3 protein-coding genes are annotated in these 6,290 nt (G+C 61.8%); 1 reads left to right on the top strand and 2 read right to left on the bottom strand.

All coding sequences use genetic code 11. The features are described 5' to 3' along the window. Positions 1–546: tryptophan 7-halogenase (locus VJV58_RS13385; protein ID WP_324137830.1), on the bottom strand; the 546-nt coding region annotated here is incomplete at its 3' end. Positions 547–780: 234 nt separating this feature from the next. Between VJV58_RS13385 and VJV58_RS13380 the strand changes: the two genes are divergently transcribed. Beyond that, entirely contained in the window at positions 781–4,473 is a 3,693-nt protein-coding gene (locus tag VJV58_RS13380) for a TonB-dependent receptor (protein ID WP_324137829.1), read from the top strand. Between the two features lie 77 nt (positions 4,474–4,550). On the opposite strand, the gene VJV58_RS13375 is transcribed toward VJV58_RS13380, so the two are convergent. Further along, positions 4,551–6,290 (bottom strand): alpha-glucuronidase (locus VJV58_RS13375; protein WP_324137828.1); only part of this gene is annotated, 1,740 nt, incomplete at its 5' end.

Genomic DNA, 6,290 nt, shown 5'->3' with positions numbered 1-6,290 from the left:
GAGGTACGGCGCATATAAAGTCGCGTCGAACTGGTAGGCATAGTTGAAGGTCGACTCGACGCGCGAGGGATCGGGGTCGGGCAGCGCGAAGCGGTTCATGCAGGCCATGGTCACGGCCATCGAGAATTCGCCGATCGGCGGCACTCGATGACCCTCCTGGCGCACCCTGTTCCAATAATGGTGGAAGTCCAGATCTCCCTGCCCGCTGCCGAAGGTGCCGAACGGATGGATGTAGCTGTCGCCGACGCGTGCCCAGTCGCGAAATTCGATCCCGAGCTTAAACGTCGCGCGCGTCTTGGCCATGAAATCAGCTTCGTTGATCCCGAGCTTCTCGTTGAAGCCGCGAATATGCGGGAGCGTCGCTTCGCCGACGCCAACGATGCCGATCGCCTCAGACTCGACGAGATGCACCCGGCACCGCGTCGGAAGCAGCTTCGTCAAGGCTGCGGCCGTCATCCAGCCGGCAGTGCCGCCGCCCACGATGACGACTTTCAGCGGTGAGTCATTGACCATGTCTTCGCCCGAGTGGCGCAGCTGCGCGCGCACGCATGATTGAGACTTTGCGCACCTAATCAAGTGGGTAGCCGTGGGCCGTCGCGATAAGCCTGCAGGCTTTCGGCGCCTGCGTATTGCAAACTTGCCACAGGTGGAAACATTCGTGTTCCTGCGCCCCCCGTAGCTGTCTTGCCGGGCCTAATCGCCTGCGTTATGCCTCAAGGTTGAGGAGAGAGTCTGGTCGCGGTTGTTAGCGCTACCAGAAAAAAACAGGAGGGGACGCGAATGGTCTTTCGCGCAAAAGAGCACGTTGGCAGCGCGCGTAATTCTGCATCGCTGAGGAACGGAGCGTCGATCATCGCGATCTGCGCGTTCGCGGCTGCGACGCCTGCATGGGCGCAGGACACGCAGACCAACCCTCCGCCGACGACCACCCAGCCCGTTGCGGGCGCAGGCCAGGTCCAGGGCACTGCCAACGGGTCAAACGCGGTTTCGAACTCGACCAACCCGCGCGCGGGCCAGGGCGGCGCGATCATCATCACCGGAATTCGCCAGAGCCTTCGAAACTCGCAGGAAATCAAGCGCAATTCGGACACGGTCGTCGACGCGATCACGGCACAGGACATCGGCGCTCTCCCCGACCGTTCGGTGACCGAGGCGCTGCAGCGCGTCCCCGGTGTTGCGATCAACCGCTTCTCCGGAGCCAGCGACCCCGACCACTTCTCGGTCGAAGGCTCGGGCGTGACCATCCGCGGCCTCACCTTCGTCGCTTCGGAGTTCAACGGCCGCGACACCTTCTCGACTGGCGTCTATGGCCAGGGGATCAACTTCCAGGACGTGCCGGCCGAGCTGCTGGGATCGGTCGAAGTCTACAAGGAAGAGACTGCGGACAGGCTCGAGGGCGGGCTTTCCGGCACGGTCAACATGAACCTGCGCCTGCCCTTCGACAACAAGGGCTTCCACGTCGGCTACGACCTCGAGGCGAACTACGGCGACCTCGACAAGAAGTGGTCGCCGGTCGGTTCGCTACTCGCCAGCGACACGTGGGACACGGGCATCGGACGAATCGGTATCCTCGGTGCGGTATCCTACTCGCGGCTGTTCAGCCGCTCGGACTCGATCCGCGTATCCAACTTTCAGACGCGCGACGGCAGCTATACGAACAACAATTCATCGGGGACGCCATCGGGGATCTGTCGTCAACCCTTGCCGACGACCACGGATACGCAAGGCTTTCCGACGAGCATTCCGGAGGCCGGCAATTTCAGCCCATGCTATGGCACGCCGCCTGCGGGCGCGAACGGCTTCGCGGACTGGCTGCAGGGCGCTTACTACGCGCCGGTCGGCGGCCAGTACCAGACCGAGACCCATGATCGTAAGCGGCGGGGCATCGCAGCGGCCGCGCAATGGCAGAGCAGCGACCGCCGTGCCCTGCTCACAGCACAGTTCCTGAACTCCAAGGCAACGGAGTCATGGGGCGAGCACACGATGGGCGTCGGCTCCGACCTTTCCGAGTACAACACCTATCCGCTTGGCTGTCAGCAGAACGGCAACGGCCTCCAAGGCCGTCCAAGGGCCGAATGCCGCGTCAACAGCGCCGGCAACTTCTTCTTTGGCAACAATGCGCAAGGCAACGGTTACAACCCGCTCGCCGGCCAGTCCTTCCCGAATTACCAATATGACTCGAACAACATGTTCGAGAACGGCTACATCACGCTGCCGGGCACCGGCTGGCGCACATCCGACAGCGGCAGCTCGACAACGCGCGTGCCCACGGGCGGCATGCAGCAGTCGCTCGATTCGCGTCAGGTCCAGGACTCCAACGTCGTTCAGGACGCTGCACTGAACTTGAAGTTCAGCCCGACGCGCCATTGGGACATCAATCTCGATGCGCAATATGTGAAGGCGAAGCACGACACGCTGGACATGGAGATTTCCAGCTCGAACTTCGCTGACCAGCAAGTCAACCTCACCAGCCAGTACCCGATCGTCGTTGAGCACAAGCCCAACACGCTGAGCGCGACGTGGGCGGCGCCGAACCCGGCAATGGCGGCCGATACTGACGCGCAATATTTTGCGGATCCGCGGTTCACCTTCTGGCGCAACGCGATGGACCACATCGAGCATAGCCGCGGCCATGAATGGGCGTTCGCCGGCGATGTAGCCTACAATTTCCTCGATACGGTCCCATTCCTGAGGCAGTTCAAGTTCGGCGCGCGCTACGCAGACCGCGAGCAGGACATCAAATATACGACCTACAACTGGGGATCCTTGAGCGAAGTCTGGTCGGGCTCGGGCCCGGCGATCTTCCTCGACCAGGTCGGTGTGCCGCAGGGCGCGGTGCAGACTTACAATTGGAACGGCTTCTTCCGGGGGGACACCCAAGCTCCGCCGCCGGCGCTGTTTTACGGCGGCAACCTGACCGACGATTATGCGCAGGCGATTGCGTTCGCCAGAATGGTTCAGGCGGCAGAGCAAGCAGCTTGTAAGTGCACCTCAACAACCTCCTGGAATCCGCTTGCACAGCGGCCTGGAGTTGTCGCGGGCACCCCCTTCCTGCCGAGCGAGATCCAACCTGTATCGCAGAAGACCGACGACGCTTATGCTATGCTGCGCTTCGGACAGGACGAGCCGATCTTCGGCAACGTGCGGCTCGATGGAAATATTGGCGTCCGCTACGTCCGCGATAAGCTGACCTCATCCGGAGCATTCCAAACCAACACACTGGCGACCAGCGTCGCCCTTCCATTCAGTCAGCGCTGCGTGCAGCAGGGTCCGCCCCCGGGCTCGCCTCCGGGAACGCCGCCGCCTGCGCTGCCCGGAATTTGCAACATCGGACCGGCGGCCTACGCGCAGCTGCAACAATTTGCCGCCGGGGGGCTTACGCCCGTGCCCAACACGGCAACAAACAAGTACAGCTACTGGTTGCCGAGCCTGAACCTCAAGTTTGCGCTCAGCCGCGATCTCATCCTTCGCTTCGCTGCCAGCAAGGATTTCGCGCGGCCTTCACTTGCCGACATCCGCAACTTCCTCAACATCGGGTTCGATCAATCGAGCAATACGCTGACCGCCACCGCGGGCAACCCATTGCTCAAGCCGATCACGTCGAACAATTACGACGCGACGGTCGAGTGGTATTTCGGAGGAAGCCGCGTCGGTTCACTGACCTTCGACGTCTTCTACAAGTCGATCAAAAACTACATTTTCCAGCAGGTCGTCGGTCGTGACATCACCATTGGTGGTGTGACCCAACCCGTCGCCATTCGCGGTCCGGCAAACTTCACTGGCAGTGGCAAGGTGAAGGGCTTCGAGATCTCGTACACGCAGACTTTCGATTTCCTGCCCGAATATCTGAACGGGCTCGGGATCAGCGCCAACTATGCCTATGTGAAGAGCAAGGGCGTGCCCAACTCGTTCCTGAATGGCGGGGCGCCCACCAGCATACCGCCGATCGGTTCGGGCTTCACCCTGCCGCTCGCGCAGCTGTCGAAGCATACGATCAACATCGAGCCCTTCTACGAGAAGGGACCGATTTCGGTCCGGCTCGCCTACAACTGGCGTTCGAAGTTCCTGCTGACGGAATCGGACGTGATCTTCCCCTACTTCCCGATCTTCCAGAGGGCGTACGGGACTCTCGATGCCTCGGCTTTCTATCAGCTCACACCGTTCATGAAGATTGGCATCCAAGCGCAGAATCTCACGAATTCGGTGACGAAGACCGACCAAATGTTCACGACGGGCGGTCTGCTCGGACCACGCTCGCAGGTGATGCAGGACCGCCGCTACTCCTTTATCGTGCGTGGCACGTTCGGCGGCTCGACGACTGCGCCGCCACCGCCACCGCCGCCGCCGCTGCCTCCGCCACCACCGGAGACGCAGACCTGTCCGGATGGCTCCGTGGTCGCGATCACGGCGACGTGTCCTGCGCCGCCACCGCCACCGCCACCGCCACCGGCGGCCAAGCCCGAGCGCGGATAAGGCGCAACAGACATCCACAAGCCCCTCCGGAACCGGAGGGGCTTTTTTTTTAATGGCGCGGCGGAAAGGCGAGCCGGTCAGTGCGCGCAGGTCGGAGGTTCCCTGCCGGCAAGGCAAAGCGTGCGGTAATCGATTCGCGGGATCTTGAACTCGGGAACTACATCAAAATGGATACCCTCGTACCAGGCGAGCGAATGTGCCGGCGGCGCATGTCCGCGCGGCAGGGGGAGCTTCGACAAGCTCTCCCAGTAAGCGATCGATGCGTCCCGCCACCAGCGCGCCTCAAGGACTTGCCGGTCGAGATCGGAGCTGACGGCGGCGAAGCGCTGCGCATCAATGAGCGGGCGTAGAGACTGCCATTCGCTCCGGTTCGCTTCGACTTGGCTGACGCCGCGGTCGTAATGCTCGATCAATGAGGTCCAAACGGTTCGCCCGGAACGCATCCGGTACCCCCACGGCAGATGATGGAAGTACAGCAGGTATTTGTCCGGAACGGTCTCGAGATCACCAAAGGTGCGGGCGACGGGCGGCGCATATTGATCGACCGCGTCGCTGCCGGATTTAGTTCGATCGAAGCCGATCCCGCGCCGACTGGCCTGGTTGTAATAGCATGGGTTCCAGTTCGCCTGGGCGAAGCTGCACGACCAGGGTGCGGGACCGTAGTGATGGTCGTTCTGAAACTGGTGCACCAGGCCAAGCGGCGTCATGTAATCGACGACGGCTTCCCGCGAGGGCAGCATCATCGCCACGATCGGCTGGTGCGCACGGCGGTCATTGCTCCACGTCATGCGAGCCCATTCGCCCGCGATCTCTTCCGCCGACAGTGATGGGTTCCACGCCAGCCGTCCGAACGCATACCAGTTCGCCTGATTGAAATTGGACCCAGTCCAATCGCGGTCGCTGCCGATGTTCGCGACGCCAGCTACAGCCGCAATGGTGTTCTTTACGGGACTACCGCATCTTGGCGAACAGGTGTCGGAGTCCAGCACCTCGGCCCACATCGGCGCGAGAAGGACGATCCCGTCAGTTCCACCGAGATATTCGCGGGTAAGCTGCACTTCGAGGCCGACCCTGGTCCGCGGCATTTGCCCAAACAGCGGTGAAAAGGGTTCGCGCGGCTGGAAGTCGATCGGGCCGTTCTTGACCTGGACGATCACATTGTCCCGAAACTTTCCATCGAGCGGCCGGAACTCGTCATATGCCTGCTTCGCCCGATCCTCTTTGGTCGCGGCATAGACGAAGGCCCGCCAAAGGACCTTGCCGCCGTGCGAAGCAAGTGCGTCTGCAATGACATTCGCGCCGTCGGCCTGGCTGCGGCGATAATCCCAGGGTCCGGGCTCGCCTTCGCTGTTCGCCTTGATGAGGAAGCCGCCGAAGTCCGGGATGAGCCGATAAATTTCGTCGGCCTTGGAGCGCCACCAGGCCTGCACTTGCGGATCGAGCGGATCTGCGGTCTTGAGTTTGCCGATTTCAACCGGGCTGCTGAACCTGACACTCAGATATACCTGCATCCCATAAGGCCGCAGGACGTTCGCGATTGCTGCGACCTTGGCGAGATATTGGGCCGTGAGGATTCGCGGGTCCGCATTGACGCTATTCAGGACCGCGCCGTTGATTCCGATCGAGGCATTGGCGCGCGCATAATCGATGTAGCGTTGCTTGATTTTTGGGAGGGTCGCCCAGTCCCAGATCGACTTCCCCGCGTATCCACGTTCGACCGTCCCATCGAGATTGTCCCAATGGTCGAGCATCCGCAGCGGATAAGCGGGTGCCGAACGAATATTCAGCCGGTCGAGCGGATGATCCAGCTGCATCTC

Origin of the sequence: Bradyrhizobium sp., assembly GCF_035273305.1 — a bacterium.
In the GTDB taxonomy this organism is placed as follows: Bacteria; Pseudomonadota; Alphaproteobacteria; order Rhizobiales; family Xanthobacteraceae; genus Bradyrhizobium.
This window is presented reverse-complemented; position numbering and strand designations above follow the sequence as displayed.